24 protein-coding genes and 1 riboswitch are annotated in these 20,798 nt (G+C 49.4%); of the genes, 8 read left to right on the top strand and 16 right to left on the bottom strand.

What is annotated here, in order from left to right:
• Positions 1-60 precede the first annotated feature (60 nt).
• Positions 61-1,098: a hypothetical protein gene (locus BWI97_RS07720; RefSeq protein ID WP_102200766.1), complete on the top strand. Its 1,038-nt coding sequence runs from the start codon at positions 61-63 to the stop codon at positions 1,096-1,098.
• 9 nt (positions 1,099-1,107) lie between these two features.
• On the opposite strand, the gene pyrF is transcribed toward BWI97_RS07720, so the two are convergent.
• Positions 1,108-1,953, bottom strand: coding sequence for an orotidine-5'-phosphate decarboxylase (gene pyrF, locus BWI97_RS07715; RefSeq protein ID WP_102200765.1), 846 nt, complete (start codon positions 1,951-1,953; stop codon positions 1,108-1,110).
• A 180-nt stretch (positions 1,954-2,133) separates the two neighbouring features.
• Here pyrF and rfbC point away from each other — a divergent pair, with 180 nt between their 5' ends.
• From rfbC to BWI97_RS07700, 3 genes are read left to right on the top strand one after another with little or no spacing between them, the layout of a single operon-like run.
• On the top strand, positions 2,134-2,703 hold the full coding sequence (gene rfbC, locus BWI97_RS07710; protein WP_094808171.1) for a dTDP-4-dehydrorhamnose 3,5-epimerase: 570 nt from the start codon (positions 2,134-2,136) through the stop codon (positions 2,701-2,703).
• 52 nt (positions 2,704-2,755) lie between these two features.
• Positions 2,756-3,277 (top strand): hypothetical protein, encoded by a 522-nt coding sequence (locus BWI97_RS07705; protein WP_102200598.1) that lies wholly within the window; start codon positions 2,756-2,758, stop codon positions 3,275-3,277.
• Positions 3,274-3,840, top strand: a complete 567-nt coding sequence (locus tag BWI97_RS07700) for a thiamine phosphate synthase (protein WP_102200597.1) — start codon at positions 3,274-3,276, stop codon at positions 3,838-3,840. The genes BWI97_RS07705 and BWI97_RS07700 overlap by 4 nt, the downstream gene beginning before the upstream one ends.
• On the opposite strand, the gene moeB is transcribed toward BWI97_RS07700, so the two are convergent.
• The 11 genes from moeB to BWI97_RS07645 all read right to left on the bottom strand — a co-directional run bounded on the left by moeB (position 3,811) and on the right by BWI97_RS07645 (position 13,277).
• The gene (gene moeB / locus BWI97_RS07695; protein WP_102200596.1) at positions 3,811-4,878 is read right to left on the bottom strand and encodes a molybdopterin-synthase adenylyltransferase MoeB; all 1,068 of its coding nucleotides are present in this window, start codon (positions 4,876-4,878) and stop codon (positions 3,811-3,813) included. The genes BWI97_RS07700 and moeB overlap by 30 nt on opposite strands.
• Positions 4,875-5,990 (bottom strand): 2-iminoacetate synthase ThiH, encoded by a 1,116-nt coding sequence (gene thiH / locus BWI97_RS07690; RefSeq protein WP_102200595.1) that lies wholly within the window; start codon positions 5,988-5,990, stop codon positions 4,875-4,877. The genes moeB and thiH overlap by 4 nt, the downstream gene beginning before the upstream one ends.
• Positions 5,991-6,060: 70 nt before the next feature.
• Positions 6,061-6,837, bottom strand: a complete 777-nt coding sequence (locus BWI97_RS07685) for a thiazole synthase (RefSeq protein WP_102200594.1) — start codon at positions 6,835-6,837, stop codon at positions 6,061-6,063.
• Positions 6,809-7,441, bottom strand: a complete 633-nt coding sequence (locus tag BWI97_RS07680) for a thiamine phosphate synthase (RefSeq protein ID WP_102200593.1) — start codon at positions 7,439-7,441, stop codon at positions 6,809-6,811. Before BWI97_RS07680 ends, BWI97_RS07685 begins: the two co-directional genes overlap by 29 nt.
• Complete coding sequence (locus BWI97_RS07675; protein ID WP_102200592.1) at positions 7,438-8,202, bottom strand: hydroxymethylpyrimidine/phosphomethylpyrimidine kinase; 765 nt, start codon at positions 8,200-8,202, stop codon at positions 7,438-7,440. Before BWI97_RS07675 ends, BWI97_RS07680 begins: the two co-directional genes overlap by 4 nt.
• Positions 8,199-10,064, bottom strand: coding sequence for a phosphomethylpyrimidine synthase ThiC (thiC, locus tag BWI97_RS07670; protein WP_102200591.1), 1,866 nt, complete (start codon positions 10,062-10,064; stop codon positions 8,199-8,201). The genes BWI97_RS07675 and thiC overlap by 4 nt, the downstream gene beginning before the upstream one ends.
• Before the next feature lies 1 nt (position 10,065).
• Complete coding sequence (gene thiS, locus BWI97_RS07665; protein ID WP_094808180.1) at positions 10,066-10,269, bottom strand: sulfur carrier protein ThiS; 204 nt, start codon at positions 10,267-10,269, stop codon at positions 10,066-10,068.
• A 102-nt stretch (positions 10,270-10,371) separates the two neighbouring features.
• Positions 10,372-10,466: riboswitch (TPP riboswitch) on the bottom strand.
• Between the two features lie 435 nt (positions 10,467-10,901).
• Positions 10,902-11,345 carry a 50S ribosomal protein L9 gene (gene rplI, locus BWI97_RS07660; protein WP_094810765.1) on the bottom strand — a complete coding sequence of 148 codons (444 nt, stop codon included), beginning with the start codon at positions 11,343-11,345 and terminating at the stop codon, positions 10,902-10,904.
• A gap of 87 nt (positions 11,346-11,432) precedes the next feature.
• The gene (rpsR, locus tag BWI97_RS07655; protein WP_094810763.1) at positions 11,433-11,684 is read right to left on the bottom strand and encodes a 30S ribosomal protein S18; all 252 of its coding nucleotides are present in this window, start codon (positions 11,682-11,684) and stop codon (positions 11,433-11,435) included.
• An 83-nt stretch (positions 11,685-11,767) separates the two neighbouring features.
• The gene (rpsF, locus tag BWI97_RS07650) at positions 11,768-12,130 is read right to left on the bottom strand and encodes a 30S ribosomal protein S6 (RefSeq protein WP_094810761.1); all 363 of its coding nucleotides are present in this window, start codon (positions 12,128-12,130) and stop codon (positions 11,768-11,770) included.
• A 172-nt stretch (positions 12,131-12,302) separates the two neighbouring features.
• Positions 12,303-13,277, bottom strand: coding sequence for a hypothetical protein (locus tag BWI97_RS07645; protein ID WP_102200590.1), 975 nt, complete (start codon positions 13,275-13,277; stop codon positions 12,303-12,305).
• Positions 13,278-13,425: 148 nt separating this feature from the next.
• Between BWI97_RS07645 and BWI97_RS07640 the strand changes: the two genes are divergently transcribed.
• From BWI97_RS07640 to BWI97_RS07625, 4 genes are all read left to right on the top strand, one after another.
• A complete protein-coding gene (locus BWI97_RS07640) occupies positions 13,426-14,103 on the top strand; it encodes a YggS family pyridoxal phosphate-dependent enzyme (protein ID WP_102200589.1) in 678 nt (225 codons plus the stop codon).
• A 56-nt stretch (positions 14,104-14,159) separates the two neighbouring features.
• Positions 14,160-15,152 (top strand): GSCFA domain-containing protein, encoded by a 993-nt coding sequence (locus BWI97_RS07635; RefSeq protein WP_102200588.1) that lies wholly within the window; start codon positions 14,160-14,162, stop codon positions 15,150-15,152.
• 125 nt (positions 15,153-15,277) lie between these two features.
• Entirely contained in the window at positions 15,278-16,387 is a 1,110-nt protein-coding gene (locus tag BWI97_RS07630) for an Mrp/NBP35 family ATP-binding protein (RefSeq protein WP_094810755.1), read from the top strand.
• Positions 16,388-16,480: 93 nt separating this feature from the next.
• Complete coding sequence (locus BWI97_RS07625; RefSeq protein ID WP_094810753.1) at positions 16,481-16,732, top strand: NifU family protein; 252 nt, start codon at positions 16,481-16,483, stop codon at positions 16,730-16,732.
• Positions 16,733-16,736: 4 nt separating this feature from the next.
• Here BWI97_RS07625 and BWI97_RS07620 read toward each other — a convergent pair whose 3' ends face one another.
• The 4 genes from BWI97_RS07620 to atpG form a co-directional block, all read right to left on the bottom strand.
• On the bottom strand, positions 16,737-17,588 hold the full coding sequence (locus BWI97_RS07620; protein ID WP_102200587.1) for a transglutaminase family protein: 852 nt from the start codon (positions 17,586-17,588) through the stop codon (positions 16,737-16,739).
• A gap of 242 nt (positions 17,589-17,830) precedes the next feature.
• Positions 17,831-18,577 carry a peptidase gene (locus BWI97_RS07615; RefSeq protein ID WP_094810749.1) on the bottom strand — a complete coding sequence of 249 codons (747 nt, stop codon included), beginning with the start codon at positions 18,575-18,577 and terminating at the stop codon, positions 17,831-17,833.
• 153 nt (positions 18,578-18,730) lie between these two features.
• On the bottom strand, positions 18,731-19,693 hold the full coding sequence (locus tag BWI97_RS07610; RefSeq protein WP_094810747.1) for an alpha-E domain-containing protein: 963 nt from the start codon (positions 19,691-19,693) through the stop codon (positions 18,731-18,733).
• A 213-nt stretch (positions 19,694-19,906) separates the two neighbouring features.
• The gene (atpG, locus tag BWI97_RS07605) at positions 19,907-20,788 is read right to left on the bottom strand and encodes an ATP synthase F1 subunit gamma (protein WP_094810745.1); all 882 of its coding nucleotides are present in this window, start codon (positions 20,786-20,788) and stop codon (positions 19,907-19,909) included.
• Between the last annotated feature and the right edge of the window lie 10 nt (positions 20,789-20,798).

The following is a 20,798-nucleotide window of genomic DNA, read 5'->3' as shown; positions in this document are numbered from 1 at the left end:
TCCTAGCTACGGTTAGTTAGTTTGAAGCTGGAAGAAACAGTATCTTTGTTTAAAAAGGATATGAGTCAGGACGTCATTATTCATAAGAAGAAGCCTATTTTCCCAATTAGTGCGGAACTGCATAAATACCTGCATGTCTATCAGCGGGAGGTCCGGCTTCCCATTGGCTATAACGACCTGATGAATTTTCGGGAAACGATTCCAGTGATTGATAAACACGGAAAAGATACCCTCTGGGAATCTCCTGTCTATCCGCCCTACGACATCGACCGGATTCACAATGGCCTGAAGAAAATGTACGCCATGCTGAATACTTCGGGAAATATTCATATCGTCGAGCATAAATACATTGACCGGATTGACTACTGTACCTTTGGAAACACGCATCCCTTCCGGATTCGAATTGTGAATCGCTTAAACGACGTATACGATTACTTCTACGTCAAAAAGGCCGACGCTTCCCGGATCTATGGGCTGGAACTGGAACACACGCTTTCGCCTAACCACGTCAATTACCTTGTCGATCATACGACCCTGGTTGAAGAACACATTGCGGGCATTCCGGGTGACATTTTTCACCATAAATACATGCAGAATACCGAATACAATCGGATCCGGATTGCCAAAGAGTTTGTGAAGTTTAACGAACGTTGCCTGATCATGTTACTGGGCGACATGCGTTCGTACAATTTCGTCTGGCAGATTACACCTGATTATGATGACTTTCAGTTTCGGATTCGCTGTATTGATTTCGATCAGCAATTCTATGAAGGGAATCGCCGGGTATACATGCCCCAGTTTTTCAAGGAAAACCTGCCGTACGTGAAACTGGCGATGGAGCACCTGACGGATAAGACCGTCTGGCAGTACCAACAGGAGGAACGGTCCATGCTCGTACACCGCATTCGCAGCGAAAGGCACCGACTGGCTCATTTACGGGACGTAGCAAACCGAAATCCGCTGTCTACGCCCGAAAATATTGTAGCCTTGAAAAAAGGACTGGCGGATTACTACCAAAACAAACTGTATCTGAAGTGTAACAGCATGGTTGATATTGTGGAGTTGAATATCAAGAATGTAATCCGCCAGATTATTTAAGAAATTCGCCTATAAAAATTCCTCTAAATACCCAGCCATTTCCTGTTGTACCTTACGAGCTTCATCCGCGGCCCGTTCGGCAAAATCAGCACCCGAAGAGGCGTAAATGATGGCTCGGGAAGAATTGACCAGCAGGCCGCACTGGCGATTCATGCCATAGCGTGACACGTCCTCCAGGCTACCGCCCTGGGCTCCTACACCGGGAACGAGCAGAAAATGCTCGGGAACCAGCTCGCGAATCCGCTGGAGTTGGTCGGCACGGGTAGCTCCGACTACGTACATGAGCTGATCATGGCTGCCCCAGTTTTGGGAGGTCATCAAGACCTGCTCAAATAAAGCTCGGGCATGCGGGGCTTCCACATTTTTAACGACTTCGAGGCGTTGGAAATCAGCACTTCCGGCGTTGGAAGTCAGGGCAAGTAGAATCACCCATTTGCCCGGAAAGTCCAGAAAAGGTTTCACGGAATCTTCGCCCATGTACGGAGCAACGGTTACCGAATCAAAATCCAGTCCGGAAGCCGATTTGTCAAAAAAAGCCCGGGCGTACAGCCCGGACGTATTCCCAATATCGCCCCGCTTGGCATCCGCAATGGTGAAGCATTCCTTCGGGATAATTTCCAACGTTTTTTGCAGACTTTCCCAGCCTTTCGGACCCAGAGCTTCGTAAAAAGCCAGATTGGGCTTGTAAGCGACGGCGTACGCCTGCGTAGCTTCGATGATAGCCCGGTTAAAAGCAAAAATCGGATCGGGTTCCGCACGAAGGTGAGCGGGTATTTTCTGGATGTCCGTATCCAGACCCACGCAGAGGTAGGAGGACTTGGCTTTGATTTGAGCGAAAAGTTCAGAACGAGTCACGGGAAAATGAAAAAGGGTGATATGGCGATCCTTGCTGAGCATCAGGAATCCGACAATACATTCAGCAAACCGCTGCGTAAACTTTCGTTAAGAAAAACACAGCTGGGTTAAGGATTTTTCTATTTTTGTCTGGCAAAATTGTCTTGCTATTTTCAAACTCGCAACCCTTTCGCTCATTGCATGGAATTTCGTCCTGGTCACCTAACCGGATTAGTTGAACTTTTCCCCCGGATTTTTGAAGATGAACGCGGCTTTTTTTGGGAGTCGTATAATGAGCCTGTTTTCACGCAGGCGGGCCTGCCAACAGCTAGCCAGTTTGTTCAGGATAACCACTCCTGGTCTAAAAAAGGCGTGTTACGTGGTTTGCACTGTCAGCACGCACCCCATGCTCAAGGGAAACTGGTGCGATGTACACAGGGAAAAGTCCTCGATGTGGTGGTGGATATCCGCCCCGATTCTTCGACGTTTGGCCAGCACGAAAAATTTCTGCTGACGGCAGAACGTGGGAACATGCTGTGGGTACCACCAGGGTTTGCTCACGGATTCATTGCCCTTGAAGAAGCGACGTTTATGTACAAATGTACTCATCTTTATAATAAACCCGCCGAGTCAGGTCTGTTATGGAATGACCCGGAGTTGGGTATCGACTGGGAATTTGAAAAGTACGGGATCGAAGCTCCCATCGTATCCGAAAAAGATCAGATTCTGCCTGCCTGGAAAGACTTTCAGTCTCAGCTGGCCGTTAACTAATACGTTTGATTGACAGAAAAGCCCGGTATACGCCGGGCTTTTTCGTTAGGTTATGAATAAATCTTCTACGCGGGCACTGGCCATTGCAGACGTGCTGAAATCATTTCGGTCGCCCGACTTATGGGGGTACGTAATCGCTCGGCTGGAGGTAACCGCTTCTTCGCAAACGGAACAGGGCCTACACTGGCGAAATGCCCGAATGGTGGTACTACGCCACCCACTGGGAGCGGATCAATTGACTGTGCTCCTGGTAAAACCACCCACTGAACCAATTTCCGTTTCGGTACTACAGGAGGCAGGAGATAACTTTTGTACCAAAGCTCAAATCGATGCCTACCTGCAACATACGGGAGACGACAACCCGATTCATCGCGGTCCGGCGGCTTTAGTCCCCGGCTTGCTGGTACTGTCGGAGCTGGAAAAACAGTCTCTCCACGAGCCCTTACGACTTTTTTCCGTACAGTTTAAATCGGCTTTACGGGTGAATGAGCCGTTTGTAGTGGATAGGCAGGAACTCGGGCGTATACAGGTAAAAAAAACCGACGGCACGCTGATTTTACGCCTACAACTATGAAATCATTTCTATTGGTGGGTATCACTGAAGATACACCTCTGCCGTCTTCACTCGTCGAAACATTGCTCGAAACGGGTCTGGATTACCTGTACTGGCGAAAAACCAACCTCATGGCGGACCCGCCACCGCATTCATCCGCTGAACGCATTTTAGTGGCTTCGGCTACCCCGATTCCGGGAGCCCATCGCTGGCACGTGAAAGAACGGGAACAGGCGGCGTTGAAGTCGTGTGCCCCTTTTTCGACCAGTATTCACGATCTAGCTCAGTGGCCGAAGTGGGCGGGACGGGCAACGCTGGTGTTTTTTAGTCCCGTGTTTCCCAGCATCAGTAAGCCCGGTTACGGTCCTTCACTGCCGTTGGAGCAGCTGCAACAGCAAATCGCGGCGATTCGCTCGGCAGCTACGGAACCGCTGCCCCAACTGATCGCTTTGGGAGGCGTACACGCCGGAACCATCGCACGACTACAGCAGGCCGGTTTCGACGGGGCTGCGGTTATGGGAGCACTTTGGAAAAACCCGGATCCGGTAGCCACTTTACGGGAATTGAAAAGTCAGGTTCGCTGAGTCCCGAACGGCCTGAATGCCACCGCGTAAGGAGTATGCCCGCGTAAATCCTTTCTCCTGCAAAAACTGAACCGCTTTTCTGCTGCGAACGCCCGACTGACAGTGAACGAGGATGGTATGATCTTGAGGTAGACTTTCGTAGCTGTCAGACAATTCCGAAAGCGGAATAAGATGACCACCGAGGTGATCCAGTTCATACTCCTGAGGCTCCCGAACGTCAAGCAGAAACAACGATTCATCTGCGTTCATTCGTGCGAGCCATTCCTCAACGGAAAGCTCCGGTATGATTTCCACGGGGGCGGACAACGCGGTGATCCGCTGGTTTTCCGGATTCAACGCAAAGGAAAAACTGAAAAAGGAAAAGTTCAGTACGTTGAACGTCAGAAGTGTTCCGCTTAAAGGCTCACCAATCTGCGTAATCAGTTTGATCACTTCAGTGGCCATCAGGCAACCCGTCAAGCCCGGTAAAACGCCCAGGACGCCTACGATGCTACAGGCTTCCAGTTCACTAGGCTCTGGGTACAGGCAGCGGTAGGTGGGACCACCCCGGTAATTGAAGACGCTGACCTGCCCCTCAAATTTGTAAATCGAGCCAAAAATCAGCGGTTTGTCCAGTAATACGCAGGCATCATTGACCAGATACCGCGTAGCGAAATTATCGGAACCATCCACGACGAAATCATAAGAGGCCAGAATTGTTTCGGCGTTTTCAGGCGTCAGGAAACAGACATGAACGGCGTATTCGAGATGTGGATTTTGCTGATACAAAACTTCCGCCGCCACTTCGGCCTTATTACGACCCATGTGAGCGGTTGAGAACAGAATCTGTCGCTGAAGATTACTCAGTTCGACCGTATCCCCGTCGATGATGCCCAGCGTCCCTACGCCCGCTGCCGTAAGGTATTGCAGTACCGGGCAACCCAGTCCACCCGCCCCGACGACGGCCACACGGGCATTTTTCAGGCGTTCCTGTCCGGCCAGACCCACCTCCGGGAGGCGAATGTGGCGGCTGTATCGTTTGAGTTCGTCTTCGTTCATACAAAAGAAGGGTCCCAGTCTTTCCAGACCGGTACGTATCCCTGATTACGGATTACCGATGAAATTTGAGCGGGCGTACGTTCGTCCGAAATCTCGAACTGCTCCAGCGATTCCGGCTCGACGGCGTAGCCACCCGGATTGGTTTTTGATCCGGCACTCATACTCGTAATGCCGAGTTGAATGAGGTGATCGCGAAAGCGGGGCGTTTCCCGCGTAGAAAGCGAAAGCTCCACATCTTCATTGAACAGCCGATATGCACAGATCAGCTGTACCAGCTCACGGTCGCTCATGCACGACTTGAAGCGGTGTACCTCATCCGTAAGCTGAATGGGGCGTAGACGGGGAAACGAAATGCTGTATTTGCTTTGCCAGTAGGTTTTCTGGAGATACTGCAGGTGCAGAGCCGTGAAAAAGCTATCCGCCCGCCAGTCTTCGAGGCCCAGCAAGGCTCCTAATCCCATTTTATGTATACCGGCTTTGCCCAGTCGGTCGGGCGTATCGAGTCGGTAGCGGAAGTTTGATTTCTTACCCTTGGGATGGTGCGTTTTGTACGTTTCCTCGTGGTACGTTTCCTGATAAACCAGTACGGTATGCAGACCTTCGGCAATCAGTGTTTTGTACTCCGGAAGATCCAAAGGCTGCACTTCCATCGAAATATGAGCGAACAAGGGACGAATCAGCCGAATGGCGTGCTGGATATACGCAACGCCCACGGTCTGATTGGCTTCGCCCGTGACCAGCAACACGTGGTCGTACCCGAGCTGTTTAATGGCCTGAGCTTCGATCAATATTTCCTCATCCGTCAGTGTTTTGCGGCGGATTTTATTATCCAGACTAAAGGCACAATACGTGCAGATGTTCTGGCATTCGTTGGACAAATACAGCGGGGCGTACATCTGGATCGTCTTGCCAAAACGCCGCTGCGTGAGCTGGCGGCTTTGCTGGGCCATCGGTTCCAGATACGGTAGAGCCGCGGGAGAAATCAACGCCTTGAAATCATCCAGACTGCGTTTGGACGTTGCCAGGGCCTGCTCGACCCGCTGGGGCGTGGTCTCCTGAATGTCACGAACGACCGTATCCCACGCATAGCGGTCAAACCAATCTTTAAACATACCAGAATCTGATTTACGGTCGGACCTACAACAGGGCAACAACCGTAGTGAATGCTACGAATGAGAATTCTTACGAAAGCTCGTCCAGAAAAGCCGTTAGCGGACTGCTGGCCTGAGCCCAGGTAATGGGCTGGGCCAGTCGGGCTTCGTAAGCCATGCGTCCGGCTTCGACGGCTCGTTTAAACGCCTGAGCCATGCGTACTGGATCGGATGAAACGGCAATGGCCGTATTTACCAGTACGGCGTCGGCTCCGAGTTCCATGGCGGCAGCGGCGTGGGAAGGTGCCCCTAAACCGGCGTCCACGACTACGGGAACGGTACTTTGTTCGATGATGATTTCCAGGAAATCCAGCGTTCGCAGGCCTTTGTTCGTTCCAATGGGAGCCCCCAAAGGCATAACGGCGGCTACGCCTACTTCTTCCAGACGCTTACACAAAACGGGATCGGCGTGGATATAAGGCAGGACGACAAAGCCCAGCTTTACGAGTTCTTCCGCCGCCTTGAGTGTTTCAATAGGATCGGGAAGCAGGTATCGCGGATCGGGGTGAATTTCAAGTTTCAGCCAGTGCGTTTCGAGAGCTTCGCGGGCCATCTGGGCGGCAAAGACGGCTTCGCGGGCCGTTCGTACGCCCGAGGTATTCGGTAACAGATGGGCCGTCGGCAGGTGGGAAAGCAAATCATCCCCCTGCGTATGGGCAGCGTCCACTCGCTTGAGAGCTACCGTAATTAGCTCCGTACCCGAAGCGTGCAGGGCTTCCCGCATGAGTGAAGAAGACCCAAACTTGCCCGTACCCGTGAAGAGGCGGGACGTGAAGGTTTTATCGGCGATGGTCAGTGACGGATGCATGCAAAAGAGTTAAAAACAAACGGGTTTGTTCGGCGGGATCAGCCGCGGCAGAAACGGCTGAGGAAACGGCAATGCCGTGAACCCCCACCTGCCGCAGGAGTGGGACATCGGTTTGTGTAATTCCCCCAATGGCAATAATCGGAATGGAAATTCCTTGCTGTTGCAAAGCTTCCATGATGCCTTTGTAACCAGCGAGTCCCAGAATAGGGCTGAGTTTTTCCTTCGTGGTGGTAAAGCGATAGGGGCCCAGACCGATGTAATCCGCTCCACTTTGGGAGTGCCGAACAATATCCTCGAGCGTATTGGCCGTTCCGCCGATAATCACCTCCGAACCTACTAACTTACGAGCCTCAGCAAGGGGCATATCTTCTTTGCCCAGGTGTACGCCGTCAGCCCCGATTTCTCCGGCCAGATGCGGATTGTCATTGATGATTAGTCGGGCTCCCGAAGCCTGGCAAACGGCCTGCGTTTCCTGAGCAATGGCTTTCCAGTCTTCGTACGGTTTGTTTTTCAGGCGAAGCTGAATCCAATCGGCCCCCGCCGAGCAGGCCACTGCGGCCTGCTCGGGTTGGGTAACGATGTAGTGAAACGAACTAATAGTCATAGTGTATGAAAACCCAGCAGATACGGCGTGCTGGCCAGATAGCGGTTCATGTACTGACGGGTGGATCTACCCGTTTCTGAAATCGATTGCCCTTTGGCCAGTCCGGCGGCCAGAGCCGAAGACAGTACGCAGCCGCTGCCGTGTTTCTCACCCTGCGGAAGATGAGGAGCCGGATACGCGGCCAGTACTTCCCCTTCGCGAAGGAAATAATCCGTAACGGTTTCTTCCACGGGTTCAACGTGTCCTCCTTTCAGGTAAACCAAGCAGTACTGACTAAGCACTTTCGCCGCCTCCAGAGGCGAATCGATGCCGGTTAGTTGCTGAGCTTCCCAGGCGTTGGGCGTCAGGATTCGCAGGCGTCGTAGTACTGATTCAAAGGCTACGTACGGGCTTTCTGCGTGAAACGTAAATCCGGCAGAGGCTTTCAGAATGGGGTCCCAGATGATTTGTATACCCGGATTTTGCTGAAGCAGCCAGTCCGTCAACTGATCCAGTACGGCGAACGATTCGATCAGACCAACCTTTACAATTTCAATGGGATACCGTTCGAACAAAGGCTGGCACTGATTCAGAATCGTCGGTAACGGTACCCATTCCAAAGCCCGGAAATCCGCGTCGTGCTGCATGGTCAGGGCGGTACAGACGGACAGGCCGTACACCTGATTCAATTCAAAAACCTTCACATCAGCGAGGATTCCGGCTCCGGCACTGGGATCGAGTCCGGCAATGCTGAGGACGTACGGACGTTCGGTCTGAATCATAAATAGATTTCTCCACCCTGTTCGACAAATTCCTTCGCTTTGTGTTTCATTGCTTCGTCGAAGACTTCTTCGTGCTGTAACTGATTCTCTTCGGCGTACGCCCGTACTTCCTGCGTAATCTTCATTGAGCAGAAGTGAGGGCCGCACATGGAGCAGAAGTGAGCGAGTTTGGCACCTTCGGCGGGTAACGTTTCGTCGTGGAATTCACGGGCCGTATCCGGGTCGAGCGAGAGATTAAACTGATCAGCCCAGCGAAACTCAAAACGGGCTTTACTCAGAGCGTTATCGCGATACTGAGCCCCCGGATGGCCTTTCGCCAGGTCGGCGGCGTGAGCGGCGATCTTGTAGGTAATTACCCCGTCTTTTACGTCTTTTTTGTTGGGTAAGCCCAGGTGTTCCTTCGGTGTTACGTAACACAGCATGGCCGTACCAAACCAGCCAATCATGGCGGCTCCGATACCGGACGTAATGTGGTCATAGCCCGGAGCAATGTCCGTCGTGAGCGGTCCCAGGGTGTAGAAGGGAGCTTCCTGACAGTGTTCCAACTGTTTGTCCATGTTCTCCTTGATGAGGTGCATGGGTACGTGGCCAGGGCCTTCGATCATGACCTGTACGTCGTGTTTCCAGGCAATTTTCGTGAGTTCACCCAGGGTTTCGAGTTCGGCGAACTGGGCGGCATCGTTGGCATCGGCAATCGAGCCGGGACGCAGGCCATCGCCGAGGGAGAAGCACACGTCGTACGCCTTCATGATTTCGCAGATTTCCTCAAAATGCGTATACAGGAAGTTTTCTTTGTGATGAGCTAAACACCACTTCGCGAGGATACTACCGCCCCGTGAAACGATACCCGTGACACGCCGGGCCGTTAGCGGAATGTACCGTAACAACACGCCGGCGTGGATGGTAAAATAATCTACACCTTGCTCGGCCTGTTCGATGAGCGTATCCCGGAAAATCTCCCAGGTCAGGTCTTCCGCCTTGCCGTTTACCTTTTCCAGAGCCTGATAAATGGGTACAGTCCCCACGGGTACGGGACAGTTACGGATGATCCACTCGCGGGTTTCGTGAATGTTCTTGCCCGTTGATAAATCCATCAGCGTATCGCCACCCCAGCGGCAGCTCCATACGGCTTTCTCAACTTCTTCTTCAATGCTGGAAGTCACCACGGAGTTACCAATGTTGGTATTGATTTTCACCAGAAAATTGCGGCCAATGATCATGGGTTCGCTTTCTGGGTGGTTGATATTGGAAGGAATGACGGCCCGTCCAGCGGCTACTTCCTGACGAACGAACTCCGGTGTAATGAGCTTTTTAGGCGTGTTGGCTCCGAAACTCTGACCCGGATGCTGGTGACTTAGCGATGCAGACTGTTCCTCAATTCGCTGATTTTCCCGAATAGCAATGTATTCCATTTCGGGGGTGATGATGCCTTTGCGGGCGTAGTGTAGCTGGCTAACGTTTTGGCCTGCTCTAGCCCGTAACGGCAAGCGAATGTGGTCAAACCGGAGTGAATCCAGACTACGATTGGCCATGCGTTCACGGCAGTATTCGGAAGAGAAACCAGACAGTTGTTCAACATCGCCGCGTTCCTGAATCCAGTTTTCGCGTAAGCGGGGCAATCCTTTTTTCAGGTCAATCGACACCTCAGGGTCGGTGTACGGGCCGCTGGTATCGTAGACGGTGACGGGAGCATTGGGTTGACGCACTTCCTTGTCTCCAATATAGCTGATGGTATCCGAAAGGGTAATTTCCCGCATGGCGACGCGAATGTCGTGCAGGGTTCCGGGAACGTAAATCTTCCGGGAGCCGGTAAGGGGTTCCCGCGTGATGGTCTGAGGCGTTGGCAGTTTTTCGTTTTTCATGTTAACCTCCCTGAGTGGCTTGAAGAATAGTGATTTTCTCGTTTTCGGATACGATGAATTGGTCCCAGGTAAGACGGGGGACAATGGCGTTGTTGACCGCAACGGCGATGCCTTTTTTCTCGGCAAGCTCTAGTTGCGTCAGCAGCGAACGTAAAGACACGGCGTCTTTCGTCTGAACGGCTTGGTTGTTGACAAATACGGTCATGGGACGTTTCATGTCGCATGAAAGCACAAGCCAGTAGGGGAGAGACGAAACGAGTGGAGAAGTACGAAAACAGCCGTGCGTACGGATGCTTTCCCGGAAAGAAATAGATTCCTCACTTTTCCCTACGCAGGTCCTAACCTGGTCAGGTTCAAAGGGTATGTCTCAGCCCGAAACAACGGGCACCCCTAAAGTTTGGCTTTTCAGCAAGGCAAAGGTAAAAAGACTTGGGCGTTTACCTAGGAAAATCAGTTTTAAGTTTTCGGTTTGCCGTTTTCAGCGGCCGCCGCTGCGGTTTCCGGTGAAGTAAATCCGATAAAGTTATCGGGACGCGTTGTCCGTAGCATTTGCTACGGACGCAAAAATTGGTAGGCTAAGCCTACCGGGCTGGCTGATTCACGTATGAAATACGGAGCTAATGACATTGAACCCCTTTGGGGTTGGCAAGTCTGTATTGAAGTGGCTCTTTCGGATTGGCAATCCGAAAGCGGTCTGGAAAGGATTTGTAATCCTGTGCATTACAAATCTGCAACAGCGAATGTAGCGAAGTAGGAGGGTGCCAGAGGCAAACGGGTAAAAAACAAAAAGCCCTGACCAGATTATCCTGATCAGGGCTTTTTAAGAGGGATTGAAGCTTATTCGCCTACGATTACGAATTTCACTTTGTGCTTCACTTCTTTGTGGAGGTCAAGCGTAGCAGTGTATTCGCCGAGTGATTTTACTTCAGAATCCAGCGTGATTTTCTTACGATCTACGTCAAATCCTTTCGTTTTCAGCGTGTCAGAGATTTGCGTGTTCGTTACACGACCGAAGATACGTCCGCTCTCACCTACTTTAGCAGGGATTTCCAGCGTCAGATCGCCGATTGCTGCGGCTAAATCTTCAGCATCTTTCTTCAGCTTTTCAGCTTTGTGAGCGGCTTGCTTGATGTTTTCAGCCAGTACTTTTTTGTTGGTTTCGCTGGCCATTACCGCGAAGCCTTGGGGAATCAGGTAGTTACGTCCGTAGCCAGGTTTAACCGTTACCAGATCGTTTTTATAACCCAATCCCGCGATATCGGTTTTGAGAATAACTTCCATTTCTTTCGTAAATGAGTTTAAATAAGTTTTCTGTTTACAGTTTTAAGTTGTTCGTTAAAATCAGAAACGACAACCAAAAACGGAAACCTACTTCAGTGAATCGCCAACGTAAGGTAACAAGGCAATGTGACGAGCACGTTTCACAGCCTGAGCCACTTTGCGTTGATTTTTGAGCGAAGTACCCGTCAGACGGCGGGGAAGGATCTTACCTTGCTCGTTCAATAACTTGAGAAGGAAGTTAGGATCTTTGTAATCGATGTATTTAATGCCGGCTTTCTTGAAGCGGTCATATTTTTTGCGGTTCTGGTTTTTATCCAGAGGTTCGTTCTGCAATGACATAGTCGTGGAATAGTTTGGTTGTTGGTTATCAGTTGTTAGTTGTTCAATCAAACAACCAGCAACGAATAACTACTAACGTTTAGTTATTCAGCGGGAGCTTCTTGTTTCTTGCCCACCAGACCTTTACGCTTGCGTTCGTTGTACGCAATGGCATGCTTGTCCAGAGCAATCGTCAGAAAACGCATTACCCGCTCATCACGACGGTATTCCGTTTCAAGCGTAGCGATTACGTCCGGGTTCGCTGTGAATTCTACCAGGTGATAGAAGCCCGTTCCTTTTCCCTGAATCGGGTAGGCCAGTTTTTTCAGACCCCAAGATTCTTCGTGGATCAGTTCAGAACCGTTATCGGTCAGAATTTTTTTGAATTTGTCGACAGCATCCTTCGTCTGGACGTCAGACAAAACGGGAGTGAGGATGAATACTGTCTCGTACTGTTTTTGTGACATGTGTTAGTACGGAAAATGTGATAAAAAGGATAATACTCGAAAAATGAGCCGCAAAAGTACGTAAATTCTATGATCTGCAAAAACATTCCCTGGAAAAAAGCAGTAGTGAATACAAAAAAAGCGTCCTGACCTCTACGGTCAGGACGCCTTTGAGCAGTAAAACGCGGATTATCTAAAATAAACCAGAACGGACCTCGAAGATTCCATCGCCAATTTTCACACCCTCGGCGTACAGCTCAATTGTATGCTTCCCTTTCTTAAAGGGAATGTTACGTTTATAGATCACGTCTACCTGTTGGTTATTTCCCTGGTAAGTAATATCCTTTTTAACAGTATAGATCATTTCCTTACTCTGGTACATAAACGTTCCCGAACCGGTGGCCATATCGGATATAACCGCTCCGGTAGGATCAAGGACGCGAACGAAAATTTCCTTGCCATTACGTTCAGTAAGGGTATTATCGCCCAGCCCGAAAGCAATTCGAATTTGATCAATTTTGTCGGCTTTGATTTTTTCCCGCTCTTTACCTTTCGAATTAATGGCGTATACCATGACATTCTGAGCTTTCAGAGCCGCCGCTACGCTGATCCGATCGTTTAATTCTTTGTTGTTGACTTTAAGAGCATTAACGGAATCGTCGTACGCCTGTCTGGCCGAATTTAGCTCCGTTTTTAGTCCCTCATTACTGGTAGCTAGCTCCTGATTCTGAGTCGTTAACGAGCCGTTTTCTTCTTTCAAACGAACAATATCCCGGTCCTTTTGCTTCAGTAAATCTTTATACTGTTCCAGTTTGGCTTCAAACTTTTTGATTTCATCGGCCGTTGCGTTTACCAGTCGCTGCTTGTCAATTTCCAACTGCGTTTTTAACTGCATCAATTCGTCGATATTGCCGCCAAGCATACGTATTTCGGCAATTTTGGCGTCGAGCTGGGTTGCAATGGAATCGAGTTTAGTATTCGCCTTTAAAATCTCTCGTTTCTGAACTACTGAGCGAGAAGATAATGTTTCACGTTCATTACGTTCTTTAAAGTACAAAAAGCCTAATACTGCGACCAGTCCGGCCATCACGACGAGAGCTGCAATGAAGTAACTTTTCTTGTCAGAATCTTTTTTCGGTGTTGATCGGGTGTAATCGTATGGTTCCATATAGAGTAATAATGATGGAGGTACGGGCAGACAAAACTACGCCTAAGCGTGGAGAAGTCAACCACTTACCGGAGAATTAGGCGGACAATCACTCGTAAAAGTAGTACATAGCCTAGATAAGCACTACTTTTGTATAAACGTTTTACGAATGAACATCGTTGAAAATCTGAATAAAATTACCAAAAACATGGCTGGCTACCCGGCCCGTTTGATTGCCGTTACCAAGACTCACCCCGTAGAAGTACTTCAGGAAGCGTACGATGCCGGATGCAAAACCTTCGGCGAAAATAAAGTACAGGACATGGTAGCGAAGTGGGAAGTGTTGCCGAAAGACGTTGAGTGGCACATGATTGGTCATTTGCAAACCAACAAGGTAAAACCCATTGCTCCGTTTGTATCGTTGATTCATTCCGTAGACAGTTTTAAACTACTGCTTGAAATCAATAAGCAGGCAGCCAAGGCGAAGCGGGTGATTGATTGTCTGCTCCAAATTCACATTGCTCAGGAAGAGACCAAATTTGGTTTCAGCCAGCAGGAAGCCGAAGCAGCCCTCCACTCCGAAGCCCTGGCCGGATTAAAAAACATCCGCATCGTGGGTTTAATGGGTATGGCTTCTAATACCGATGATCTAATTCAGGTTCGACTGGAATTTCGGGGATTGAAGCAATTTTTCGAACGCATGAAAGCTACCGTGCCCGTGTCCGAGCGTTGTGAACTCAAAGAGTTGTCGATGGGCATGAGCAGCGATTACGAGACGGCTTTGCAGGAAGGTAGTACCCTTGTTCGCGTAGGCAGTGCTATTTTTGGAGCTCGTGAATACGCCTAAGATCCAGGGATTCGGCGTTTAAACCGGACGCCGAATCCCTGAAAATGTAAAACGGCATGCACTTTCGCACCGAATTTTCCATTCCTCCTTCTTCCTGGAAACTAGGTTTACAATCCCGGGTCGTTTCGATGGGTTCCTGCTTTGCTGAAGTACTCGGAAAGCGGTTACAGGCTCATAAAATCGAAGGGATGTACCAACCTTTTGGTACCTTATTCAGTCCGCTGGCTCTGTACCGAATTTTGCAGTATGCTCTGGCCAAGGAGCCCGTGGATGATCGTTTATTTCTGGAACGAGACGGCCGCTGGCTGCATTACGATACGCATTCCTGCGTAGCCGCTGCGAGTCAGCAGGAATTGCGAGTACGGATGCAACGGGAGCTGGATCAATTAGCCGAAGAACTCCGTCGGGCCGATTTACTGGTACTAACCCTGGGGTCAGCCTGGGCGTATCGATTGCTGGAACCGCCTGCGTACGTGGCGAACTGCCATAAGCAACCCGGCCGCATCTTTGATCGCGATTTATTGAGTGTCAAGACCATTTGCAAAGAGTTTGGCACCGTGTATGCCTTATTAAAGGCGGTAAATCCTGGTTTACGTGTACTTCTAACCGTCAGTCCGGTACGTCATGCCAAGGATGGGATGATGGATAATTCAGTGAGTAAGTCCATTCTCCGGGCGGCCTGTCATTACTTGGTAAGCGATTATGCCGATGTCATGTATTTTCCGGCGTATGAACTCCTGCTGGATGATTTACGGGACTACCGATTTTACGCGAGTGATCTAGTTCATCCCAGTGAAATGGCCGAAGCGTATATCTTCGAAAAATTTCAGCAGACGTATTTTGATGCCTCGCTTCAACAGTTTACAAAAGACTGGGAGAAGATTACCAAAGCCCTGAATCATCGGCCTTTTCAGGAAAATTCAGTGGTTCATCTTCAGTTTCTTACTAAACTGCTGACCGATCTTGAACGGATGCCCGTAAATGTAAGTCCGGAACGGGCGGAAGTAAGCGAGCGAATACAACGCATTACGCAGGCTCTGGGCCACTGAACCAATCGATTACAAAGAGATTGCGATAAGCTGGGTCGATAAGAAACTTACTAGTTACCTTTGTGGTTAGCAAGGAACGGTCGGTAACGCGGAATTAGCCCGTTCACTCCCGTTTGATTATCACTATGGGCGAATTACGAATTAAGAAAGAAGATATTATACGGGCTTTGAGTACCGTAGAAGAACCGGACTTGAAGAAAGACCTGGTTACGTTGAACATGATTAAAGACGTAGAACTGGGCGTTGGTGAGGTCCGGTTTACGGTTGTATTAACGACGCCAGCCTGTCCCCTGAAAGAGCTCATTCGTCAACGTTGTGAGGATGCCATTCATACCCTGGTGGATCCGGAACTACGCATCGTGGTGAACATGACAGCGGACGTAACGACTACGGCTTTCGGTAACAAAACCATTTTAGCATCGGTTAAAAACGTCATTGCCATTGCTTCGGGCAAAGGCGGTGTTGGTAAATCAACGGTTACGGCGAATCTGGCCATTGCCCTGAAAAATGCAGGTGCTCAGGTCGGAATCCTGGATGCGGACATCTACGGACCTTCCATTCCGGTCATGTTCGGAGCGGAAGATCTCCAACCGACTGTAACCGTAATAGACGGAAAGAATATGATTAATCCCATTTTGCAGTACGGGATTAAGATGATTTCCATGGGCTTTTTAGTACCGGCGGACAGTCCGATGGTATGGCGGGGCCCGATGGCGAGTCAGGCACTTAAACAGTTGATGGGCGACGTAAACTGGGGCGAATTGGATTACTTGCTGATTGACTTACCTCCTGGAACGGGCGACGTGCACCTAACGCTGGTACAATCGGCTCCGGTCACGGGGGCAGTAATCGTAACCACACCGCAAAAAGTAGCCCTGGCGGATGCCAAAAAAGGATTGCAAATGTTTATGCAACCGCAAATTAATGTGCCGGTATTGGGAATCGTCGAGAATATGGCCTATTTTACACCCGCCGAGCTACCCGAAAATCGATACTATCTGTTTGGTAAAGGGGGTGGCAAATGGCTGGCTGAACACTACGAATTGCCTTTTCTGGGAGAAATTCCGTTAGTACAGGGCATTCGCGAAGCCGGAGATGAAGGTCGCCCCGCCGCTACGTATACCGATTCGCTAACGGCTCTGGCCTTCCAGAAAACCGCCGAAGCACTGGCTCAGCAGGTAGCCATTCGGAATGCAACGCTTGAAAAAACGAAACCGGTTGAAATGACCGTCTAAGAGCAAAGAGCAGGAGTATTTATACAATTATTCGAACACACTGTTCCTGGCGGTATTTTAACGCAGGCAGATTAAAAGCATGATCACACACGCATGGAAACGAATCTCGAACATCCCTTGATGGAAAAAGTCGAACAGGCTTTGAATAGCATTCGTCCCTACCTCGAAGCGGATGGAGGCAATGTTCGTATCATCGAAATTACGGACGATAAGGTAGTGAAGCTGGAGTTGATGGGAGCCTGCGGTTCCTGCACGATGTCAGCCATGACCTTCCGCGGAGGCATCGAAGACGCCATCCGTCGGCAGGTTCCTGAAGTAAGTAGTATTGTAGCGATTAACTTATAGTCGCTTAGTATAAAATTGCTGAAGGTACGACTTCGACTGAAGTCTCCAGAGCAGATTCGGCAGGTCCGGTATACGTTCCGTGTACCGGACTTATCATTTCCGGGAAGGCCGAAACGGCCAGTACCAAATGAGAATCAGCGGCCAGACAATTCTGCGTCGGATCAAAGCCTCGCCAACCCGCTCCGGGCAAATACACTTCCGCCCAGGCGTGCAGGTACTGCGTTTCATCCGCATTACCAAAATAATAGCCACTTACAAAGCGAGCCGCCAAGCCCAGGCACTGGCAACAGGTTACGTACAACGTAGCGTAGTCCCGGCAGGAACCCCGTCGGTTTTGCAAGGTGTAATCCGGCGTTTGCGGAAATCCTTCTTCGCGAATCTCGTACGAAAATTCTTCGTGAATGCACTCATTCAAACGAATGAGAAACTGCAGCGTATCCCAGCGGGATTCCGTAGCGATGAGTCTCGTAAACTGTTCAACGGCCGGCGTAATGCCTTCCTTTTCCAGATACAGTGTCAGGAGTCGACGTTCTTCGTCACTATACTTGATGGGCAATTTTTGATGTTCAAACGGATAAAGAATGAAATCAAAAGGATTGGACAGCGTAGACTCAATTTCACTTTCAGCCAGAATCTGCAATTGCGTGGTAGGCGTACTGAAAAACAAGAGATGTTGGGTATTTCCTTCGCTGTCGGTAATGCCAATCATTTTGTCCGGCTCGGGACTCACCTGTATTTTAATGCTTTTAATCTGCTGGTAGGAACTGGAACGAGCCTGAAGATACAGCCGATGCGGACTCAAAGTAACAGCATTCGAATAGTTGTACGTAAGCTGATGACGGACGCGATATTGCATTGATTTTAAATGGTTTTAAGGCAGAGCCAATGAAGAAAAAACCAATCTTACGCGGGGGAGAGCGACGAACAAAAACGGGCGAATTGGCCCACCTTGTTTATGCAATGTATGGAAAAAGGGCAAAATTTCCAAAACTTATACCGTATCGGAGGCGAGTAAAAGGTAAAACATAAACGGTTTCGATGCTTTACCACGGGCGTCAATAAGCAAAAAAAGCCGCTACCGGTAGCGGGCTTTTTTGCTTATTGATCAGTTAAGATTTGCTGTTCGTGATTTTCAAAAACGGGCTTCATCCAGTCACTGGGAAGTCGTTGTACCGACGACACCAGCAGGGCTCCCCACTGGTGAGCAATCTGTTCGACGTCTTCTTTTTCAAAGCGATGTTCCGTGATATGAAAACTATCGCGTTCATACACGGCAATGTCAATGGGGAAATCGACGTCATTGGCACTCACCCGCGTTGAATCAAAGGAAAGGAAACCAATTTTCAGGGCATCCTTCAGCGGAGTTTCATACCGTAAGCTACGTCGCAGAATGGGCGTACCGTAACCCGTATTGCCAATAATAAAAAAAGGCGTATTTGGGCCTACTTCAATCCAGTTACCTTCGGGGTACAGCATGTAGAGTTTATGCTCATCGTCATCCTGTAACTGACCGCCCACAATGGCATACAGGTTAAAGGAAAGTCCAGCTTCTGCCAGAGCACTTTTATCTTCCAGAGCTACCCGTCGAACCTGTTCACCAAAGGCATTCACAGCCTTATAAAGCTTATTGAAATTGGCATCCCGTTCGGCGATCACTTCCCGGAAATAGGTTATGGCTTTGTCCCGGACCGATCGTAACCCGGAGGTCATGATAAACAGGGAATGGTGCTCTACCTGGTGAATGGAAATTTTCTTGTTCGTAGTCACTTCCGAACCCGAGGTAAGGCGGGTATCTGCCAGAGCGATTAAGCCGGTCTTTGTTTTGATGCCAAGGCAATACGTCATGTGTAATAGAATTGGATTGGGGAGAATGAATCGAATAGCTTCCCCTGCAAATGTAAAAAAATAGCTATATGCTAAGGGCTTAGAGCTATGATCCTTTCCTAATTATTTGAAAAAGGGCGTTCATGTGGTCCGCAAGGGGATGAGTAATGCTCTCTAAATGACGGGTTTCAAGTCGAAATAGGTCTCAAAAATGGCTGCTCCTGCGGCGTTGTTTTTGGACTGGAAATTGTCCAGAAATTCGTGCAGACCCGTACTGAAGATGTCTTCAATCGTCATGAACTCAATTTCGCTTCGCAGTTTGCTCAGGACGCGTTCGGCCTTGTTTGTATAGCTATTGCCGATGAAACCGCCAGAAATTTCGTACAGGGAAAGTTCCGCCCGCTTCAGGGAATGCATAACCGAACGGGGAAAGTTCTTTTCGAGAATCAGGAACTCCACAATATGAGCCGGGGACATATTCCGGAACCGCTGGCGATACATGTTGTAGGCCGATACGGACTTCAGAACCGATGACCACAGCAATAAATCCAGGGGCGAACCAACGGCACCGACGTCGGGTAGGAGGGTGAAATACTTTACATCCAGAAAACGCGTGGTCTTGTCGGCCCGCTCCAGCATCCGGCCCAGCCGGGCGAAGTGCCAGCCTTCATTCCGGCTAATGGTCGATTCTATGATACCGTAAAAAGTCTGACACCCGAGTTTGATTTCTTCGTAAAAATCCTGGAAATGCCGCATTTCCCAGTGCTTCGACTGCGAGGCTGCTTCCTTGACTTTCCAGTACAGGGCATTAAGCTGTTCCCACATTTCCCGCGAGATGGTTTCCCGAATGGTACGGGCGTTTTCGCGGGCATACTGTAAGGTACTGAGGATAGAGTTGGGGTTACGGGAGTCAAAAGTCATGAAGAAGATAATATTCTCCCGACTTGGTTCCTGAAAGTGCTCGTAAAAGAGTTTGTTATCGGCAGTCGCAATAATCAGGGGTTCCCATTGTTCTTCTACATCCGGCGGTAAATCCAGCATTAAGTTAAAGTTCACATCCACAAACCGCGAATAATTTTCGGCTCGTTCCACATACCGATTCATCCAGTAGATTGAATTTGCAACGCGACTCAGCATACTTTATACAGCTTAAATGGGAATAATATTTGCTAAAAATAAAAAATAATGCTTCAATATGGGGTAAAGTATTTAACGAACAAAATTTCGTTTGGAATAACTTTGGAATGTATCAATACGAAATGTTGATGGATGGACAAGTTAGATGAATACCCTAATAAAAAACCCTCATTCCCGAAAGAATGAGGGTGCAAAGGGGAAAATCAATGGGTATTAATTGCCAGCAAGGGCTTCCGCACCTGCTACAATTTCAAGAATTTCCGTTGTAATCGCAGCCTGACGTGAGCGGTTGTATTCAATCCGCAGGTTTTTCAACAGTTCACCCGCGTTGTCCGTTGCTTTATCCATGGCCGTCATACGGGCTCCGTGTTCGGATGCGTTGGATTCCAGAACAGCCCGGTACAACTGAATTTTCAACGATTTAGGAATCAGCTCCTTAATGATTTCTTCTTCCGAAGGCTCAAAAATGTAGTCGCCGGGAGTAGCCGATTCCTGCGTCATATTTTCAACGATAGGCAGAAACTGCTCCACGCGAACAATCTGCGTAGCTACGTTTTTGAATTCGTTGTAAACAATCTCTACGATGTCGTATTGATTATTTAGAAAAGCGTTCATGATTTCGTCGGCAGCCTGACGAACGACACCGAAGCTCAGGCGAGTAAAGGTATCTTCATACAGAGCGTTGACTTTATAGCCACGACGGGTAAAAAATTCGCCGCCTTTTTTGCCGATGGAAAGAATATGAACGTTGCCCGCCCGTTTCTGGGCGGCGTATTTCTCATTGATTACCGCCGTTGCCGCTTTGCTTACGTTGGCATTGAATGCACCGCAAAGACCGCGATCGGAGGTAATCACCACCATGAGAACTTTCTCGATGGGGCGTTCCTGTTTGAAAGGATTTTCCTGGGCCGCTTCTGCTCCCGCCGATACGGTCCGAAGCATTTCGCCCAGTTTCTGAGCGTAAGGCCGCATTTGAAGGATGTTATCCTGTGCTCTCCGCAATTTAGCCGCGGCCACCATTTTCATGGCCTTGGTAATTTGCTGGGTAGAGTTCACGGAGGCAATCCGGTTACGAACTTCTTTTAAGTTAGCCATGGTGTTGGAT

The sequence above is a fragment of the Siphonobacter sp. BAB-5405 genome (assembly GCF_002872335.1).
Taxonomy (GTDB): Bacteria; Bacteroidota; Bacteroidia; order Cytophagales; family Spirosomataceae; genus Siphonobacter.
The sequence above is the reverse complement of the archived record's forward strand: the minus strand, read 5'-3'. Positions and strand labels throughout refer to the sequence as shown.

Coding starts and splice junctions, on each gene's coding strand:
- BWI97_RS07720 (WP_102200766.1), top strand. CDS start 61: ATGAGTCAGGACGTCATTATTCATAAGAAGAAGCCTATTTTCCCAATT.
- rfbC (WP_094808171.1), top strand. CDS start 2,134: ATGGAATTTCGTCCTGGTCACCTAACCGGATTAGTTGAACTTTTCCCC.
- BWI97_RS07705 (WP_102200598.1), top strand. CDS start 2,756: ATGAATAAATCTTCTACGCGGGCACTGGCCATTGCAGACGTGCTGAAA.
- BWI97_RS07700 (WP_102200597.1), top strand. CDS start 3,274: ATGAAATCATTTCTATTGGTGGGTATCACTGAAGATACACCTCTGCCG.
- moeB (WP_102200596.1), bottom strand. CDS start 4,878: ATGAACGAAGACGAACTCAAACGATACAGCCGCCACATTCGCCTCCCG.
- thiH (WP_102200595.1), bottom strand. CDS start 5,990: ATGTTTAAAGATTGGTTTGACCGCTATGCGTGGGATACGGTCGTTCGT.
- BWI97_RS07685 (WP_102200594.1), bottom strand. CDS start 6,837: ATGCATCCGTCACTGACCATCGCCGATAAAACCTTCACGTCCCGCCTC.
- BWI97_RS07680 (WP_102200593.1), bottom strand. CDS start 7,441: ATGACTATTAGTTCGTTTCACTACATCGTTACCCAACCCGAGCAGGCC.
- BWI97_RS07675 (WP_102200592.1), bottom strand. CDS start 8,202: ATGATTCAGACCGAACGTCCGTACGTCCTCAGCATTGCCGGACTCGAT.
- thiC (WP_102200591.1), bottom strand. CDS start 10,064: ATGAAAAACGAAAAACTGCCAACGCCTCAGACCATCACGCGGGAACCC.
- thiS (WP_094808180.1), bottom strand. CDS start 10,269: ATGACCGTATTTGTCAACAACCAAGCCGTTCAGACGAAAGACGCCGTG.
- rplI (WP_094810765.1), bottom strand. CDS start 11,345: ATGGAAGTTATTCTCAAAACCGATATCGCGGGATTGGGTTATAAAAAC.
- rpsR (WP_094810763.1), bottom strand. CDS start 11,684: ATGTCATTGCAGAACGAACCTCTGGATAAAAACCAGAACCGCAAAAAA.
- rpsF (WP_094810761.1), bottom strand. CDS start 12,130: ATGTCACAAAAACAGTACGAGACAGTATTCATCCTCACTCCCGTTTTG.
- BWI97_RS07645 (WP_102200590.1), bottom strand. CDS start 13,277: ATGGAACCATACGATTACACCCGATCAACACCGAAAAAAGATTCTGAC.
- BWI97_RS07640 (WP_102200589.1), top strand. CDS start 13,426: ATGAACATCGTTGAAAATCTGAATAAAATTACCAAAAACATGGCTGGC.
- BWI97_RS07635 (WP_102200588.1), top strand. CDS start 14,160: ATGCACTTTCGCACCGAATTTTCCATTCCTCCTTCTTCCTGGAAACTA.
- BWI97_RS07630 (WP_094810755.1), top strand. CDS start 15,278: ATGGGCGAATTACGAATTAAGAAAGAAGATATTATACGGGCTTTGAGT.
- BWI97_RS07625 (WP_094810753.1), top strand. CDS start 16,481: ATGGAAACGAATCTCGAACATCCCTTGATGGAAAAAGTCGAACAGGCT.
- BWI97_RS07620 (WP_102200587.1), bottom strand. CDS start 17,588: ATGCAATATCGCGTCCGTCATCAGCTTACGTACAACTATTCGAATGCT.
- BWI97_RS07615 (WP_094810749.1), bottom strand. CDS start 18,577: ATGACGTATTGCCTTGGCATCAAAACAAAGACCGGCTTAATCGCTCTG.
- BWI97_RS07610 (WP_094810747.1), bottom strand. CDS start 19,693: ATGCTGAGTCGCGTTGCAAATTCAATCTACTGGATGAATCGGTATGTG.
- atpG (WP_094810745.1), bottom strand. CDS start 20,788: ATGGCTAACTTAAAAGAAGTTCGTAACCGGATTGCCTCCGTGAACTCT.